The organism is Mycobacterium sp. P2_H7 (genome assembly GCF_056403275.1).
Window position 1 is genome coordinate 1 of record NZ_JBFUFU010000038.1, and the last position, 5,517, is coordinate 5,517.

3 rRNA genes are annotated in these 5,517 nt (G+C 55.6%); all 3 read left to right on the plus strand.

The features are described 5' to 3' along the window. Positions 1-143 precede the first annotated feature (143 nt). Positions 144-1,663, plus strand: a 16S ribosomal RNA gene (locus AC1DY7_RS31200). A 427-nt stretch (positions 1,664-2,090) separates the two neighbouring features. Further along, a 23S ribosomal RNA gene (locus AC1DY7_RS31205) occupies positions 2,091-5,212 on the plus strand. Between the two features lie 189 nt (positions 5,213-5,401). Further along, positions 5,402-5,514 (plus strand): 5S ribosomal RNA (gene rrf, locus AC1DY7_RS31210). The 16S, 23S and 5S rRNA genes sit together here, the layout of an rRNA operon. The last annotated feature ends 3 nt before the right edge of the window (positions 5,515-5,517 follow it).

A 5,517-nucleotide genomic window follows, 5' to 3' on the forward strand; every position in this document is an offset into this window, starting at 1 on the left:
TTTTTTGGCCACTCGTTTGGGGGGATTCCCGTCTTCCTGAGTTGATGGGTGGCTTTTTTTGATGCCAGTTTGTTGGTGTCTTTTGATTTGGATATCAGGTTTTTCTGATTCGAATTCACCTGGGCTTTGGTCTGGGTTGTTTTTGTTTGGAGAGTTTGATTCTGGCTCAGGACGAACGCTGGCGGCGTGCTTAACACATGCAAGTCGAACGGAAAGGCCCTTCGGGGTACTCGAGTGGCGAACGGGTGAGTAACACGTGGGTGATCTGCCCTGCACTTTGGGATAAGCCTGGGAAACTGGGTCTAATACCGAATATGATCATGCTCTTCATGGGGTGTGGTGGAAAGCTTTTGCGGTGTGGGATGGGCCCGCGGCCTATCAGCTTGTTGGTGGGGTAATGGCCTACCAAGGCGACGACGGGTAGCCGGCCTGAGAGGGTGACCGGCCACACTGGGACTGAGATACGGCCCAGACTCCTACGGGAGGCAGCAGTGGGGAATATTGCACAATGGGCGCAAGCCTGATGCAGCGACGCCGCGTGAGGGATGACGGCCTTCGGGTTGTAAACCTCTTTCAGCACAGACGAAGCGCAAGTGACGGTATGTGCAGAAGAAGGACCGGCCAACTACGTGCCAGCAGCCGCGGTAATACGTAGGGTCCGAGCGTTGTCCGGAATTACTGGGCGTAAAGAGCTCGTAGGTGGTTTGTCGCGTTGTTCGTGAAAACTCACAACTCAATTGTGGGCGTGCGGGCGATACGGGCAGACTTGAGTACTGCAGGGGAGACTGGAATTCCTGGTGTAGCGGTGGAATGCGCAGATATCAGGAGGAACACCGGTGGCGAAGGCGGGTCTCTGGGCAGTAACTGACGCTGAGGAGCGAAAGCGTGGGGAGCGAACAGGATTAGATACCCTGGTAGTCCACGCCGTAAACGGTGGGTACTAGGTGTGGGTTTCCTTCCTTGGGATCCGTGCCGTAGCTAACGCATTAAGTACCCCGCCTGGGGAGTACGGCCGCAAGGCTAAAACTCAAAGAAATTGACGGGGGCCCGCACAAGCGGCGGAGCATGTGGATTAATTCGATGCAACGCGAAGAACCTTACCTGGGTTTGACATGCACAGGACGCCAGTAGAGATATTGGTTCCCTTGTGGTCTGTGTGCAGGTGGTGCATGGCTGTCGTCAGCTCGTGTCGTGAGATGTTGGGTTAAGTCCCGCAACGAGCGCAACCCTTGTCCTATGTTGCCAGCGGGTTATGCCGGGGACTCGTAGGAGACTGCCGGGGTCAACTCGGAGGAAGGTGGGGATGACGTCAAGTCATCATGCCCCTTATGTCCAGGGCTTCACACATGCTACAATGGCCGGTACAAAGGGCTGCGATGCCGTGAGGTGGAGCGAATCCTTGTAAAGCCGGTCTCAGTTCGGATCGGGGTCTGCAACTCGACCCCGTGAAGTCGGAGTCGCTAGTAATCGCAGATCAGCAACGCTGCGGTGAATACGTTCCCGGGCCTTGTACACACCGCCCGTCACGTCATGAAAGTCGGTAACACCCGAAGCCGGTGGCCTAACCCCTTGTGGGAGGGAGCCGTCGAAGGTGGGATCGGCGATTGGGACGAAGTCGTAACAAGGTAGCCGTACCGGAAGGTGCGGCTGGATCACCTCCTTTCTAAGGAGCACCACGAGACCTGGCCGGCCCCACAAATGGTGGGATCAGCTGATGCTGGGCGATTCGTTGGATGGCCTCAYACCTGTAGTGGGTGGGGGTCTGGTGCAACAACAAACTTGGCCTCTTCGGGGGTGGATCATCAGACACACTATTGGGCTTTGAGACAACAGGCCCGCGGGACTTCCACGTTGGTGGGGGTTGCCGGCTCTTGGTCCCGGATTGTTTCCGGGTAGGGGGTTCTTGTTGTTGCCCTGCTTTGGTGGTGGGGTGTGGTGTTTGATTTGTGGATAGTGGTTGCGAGCATCTTGCACGCAAGGACCCGTGTGGGGGTTTCTGTCGTCTTTTGGGGCGGTGGGGATTTCTGCTGTGTGGGTTGTTGTGTGTTGTGATGTGCAATTTCTTTTTTTCTTTATTCTGGTTTTTTGTGTTGTAAGTGTTTAAGGGCGCATGGTGGATGCCTTGGCATTGGGAGCCGATGAAGGACGTGGGAGGCTGCGTTATGCCTCGGGGAGCTGCCAACCGAGCGTGGATCCGAGGATGTCCGAATGGGGAAACCCAGCACGAGTGATGTCGTGTTACCCACACCTGAATATATAGGGTGTGGGGGGGAACGCGGGGAAGTGAAACATCTCAGTACCCGTAGGAAGAGAAAACAAAAGTGATTCCGTGAGTAGTGGCGAGCGAAAGCGGATGATGGCTAAACCGTATGCATGTGATACCCGGCGGGGGTTGTGTGTGCGGGGTTGTGGGGCGTTTCTTCTCTCATCCGCCGATGAGGGCAACAGTGATAAAGGTGTGTGTTAGCGGAAGTGGTCTTGGGATGGCCTGCCGTAGACGGTGAGAGCCCGGTACGCGAAAACTTGCACCCTGTTGTGGAACTGTCCCCGAGTAGCAGCGGGCCCGTGAAATCTGCTGTGAATCTGCCGGGACCATCCGGTAAGCCTGAATACTTCCCAATGACCGATAGCGGATTAGTACCGTGAGGGAATGGTGAAAAGTACCCCGGGAGGGGAGTGAAATAGTACCTGAAACCGTGTGCCTACAATCCGTCAGAGCCCTCCTTCGTGGTGGGGTGATGGCGTGCCTTTTGAAGAATGAGCCTGCGAGTCAGGGACATGTCGCGAGGTTAACCCGTGTGGGGTAGCCGCAGCGAAAGCGAGTCTGAATAGGGCGTATCCAGTCAATAGTGGCTGGTGTAGTGGTGTGTTCTGGACCCGAAGCGGAGTGATCTACCCATGGCCAGGGTGAAGCGCGGGTAAGACCGCGTGGAGGCCCGAACCCACTTAGGTTGAAGACTGAGGGGATGAGTTGTGGGTAGGGGTGAAAGGCCAATCAAACTCCGTGATAGCTGGTTCTCCCCGAAATGCATTTAGGTGCAGCGTTGCGTGTTTCTTGCCGGAGGTAGAGCTACTGGATGGCCGATGGGCCTCACAAGGTTACTGACGTCAGCCAAACTCCGAATGCCGGTAAGTGAAAGCGTGGCAGTGAGACGGCGGGGGATAAGCTCCGTGCGTCGAGAGGGAAACAGCCCAGATCGCCGACTAAGGCCCCTAAGCGTGTGCTAAGTGGAAAAGGATGTGCAGTCGCGAAGACAACCAGGAGGTTGGCTTAGAAGCAGCCACCCTTGAAAGAGTGCGTAATAGCTCACTGGTCAAGTGATTGTGCGCCGATAATGTAGCGGGGCTCAAGCACACCGCCGAAGTCGCGGCATCAACCTTTGGTTGATGGGTAGGGGAGCGTCCTGCACCCAGTGAAGCAGCCTGGTAATGGAGCTGTGGAGGGTGTGGGAGTGAGAATGCAGGCATGAGTAGCGATAAGGCAAGTGAGAACCTTGCCCGCCGAAAGACCAAGGGTTCCTGGGGCAGGCCAGTCCGCCCAGGGTGAGTCGGGACCTAAGGCGAGGCCGACAGGCGTAGTCGATGGACAACGGGTTGATATTCCCGTACCCGTGTGTGCGCGCCCATGATGAATCAGAGGTACTAACCGCCCAAAACCATCGTTACCGATCACCTTCGGGTGTGAGGATTGATGGGGCTGCGTGGGACCTTCTCTGGTAGTAGTCAAGCGATGGGGTGACGCAGGAAGGTAGCCGTACCAGTCAGTGGTAATACTGGGGCAAGCCTGTAGGGAGACATCTAGGTAAATCCGGGTGTCATTAATCCTGAGAGGTGATGCATAGCCGATTGAGGCGAATTCGGTGATCCTATGCTGCCGAGAAAAGCCTCTAGCGAGCTCACACATGGCCCGTACCCCAAACCAACACAGGTGGTCAGGTAGAGAATACTAAGGCGTACGAGTGAACTATGGTTAAGGAACTCGGCAAAATGCCCCCGTAACTTCGGGAGAAGGGGGACCCCCTATTGTCATGGCTTTTGCGGCCGGCAGCGGTGGGGGGTGGCACAAACCAGTGAGAAGCGACTGTTTACTAAAAACACAGGTCCGTGCGAAGTCGCAAGACGATGTATACGGACTGACGCCTGCCCGGTGCTGGAAGGTTAAGAGGACCCGTTAACTCGTAAGGGTGAAGCGGAGAATTTAAGCCCCAGTAAACGGCGGTGGTAACTATAACCATCCTAAGGTAGCGAAATTCCTTGTCGGGTAAGTTCCGACCTGCACGAATGGCGTAACGACTTCTCAACTGTCTCAACCATAGACTCGGCGAAATTGCACTACGAGTAAAGATGCTCGTTACGCGCGGCAGGACGAAAAGACCCCGGGACCTTCACTACAACTTGGTATTGGTGCTCGGTTCGGTTTGTGTAGGATAGGTGGGAGACTGTGAAGCGGGCACGCCAGTGTTCGTGGAGTCATTGTTGAAATACCACTCTGACCGTATTGGGCCTCTAACCTCGAACCGTATATCCGGTTCAGGAACAGTGCCTGGTGGGTAGTTTAACTGGGGCGGTTGCCTCCTAAAATGTAACGGAGGCGCCCAAAGGTTCCCTCAACCTGGATGGCAATCAGGTGTTGAGTGTAAGTGCACAAGGGAGCTTGACTGCGAGACGGACATGTCGAGCAGGGACGAAAGTCGGGACTAGTGATCCGGCACCTCTGAATGGAAGGGGTGTCGCTCAACGGATAAAAGGTACCCCGGGGATAACAGGCTGATCTTCCCCAAGAGTCCATATCGACGGGATGGTTTGGCACCTCGATGTCGGCTCGTCGCATCCTGGGGCTGGAGCAGGTCCCAAGGGTTGGGCTGTTCGCCCATTAAAGCGGCACGCGAGCTGGGTTTAGAACGTCGTGAGACAGTTCGGTCTCTATCCGCCGCGCGCGTCAGAAGCTTGAGGAAACCTGTCCCTAGTACGAGAGGACCGGGACGGACGAACCTCTGGTTTACCAGTTGTCCCACCAGGGGCACGGCTGGATAGCTACGTTCGGACAGGATAACCGCTGAAAGCATCTAAGCGGGAAACCTCTTCCAAGACCAGGCTTCTCACCCATTAAGTGGGATAAGGCCCCCCGCAGACCACGGGATTGATAGGCCAGACCTATACACCTAGTAATAGGTTCAGGGAACTGGTACTAACCGGCCGAAAACTTACACACACCCCAACAAAAGTGGGGTAACAAAACACCGTGTAAGTGAAAAAGAGACGCACACACATTGCCCGCAACCACAATATCCACCAGCAGATCAAACACACCATTCATTTGGACTGCACCCCACCACCAAAACACCACAAAATTTTCCCCCTGCGAAACACCAGGGGGCACTCAGAAAAGAGTGAATAAAGTTACGGCGGCCATAGCGGCAGGGAAACGCCCGGACCCATCCCGAACCCGGAAGCTAAGCCTACCAGCGCCGATGATACTACCCTTTCGGGTGGAAAAGTAGGACACCGCCGAACACA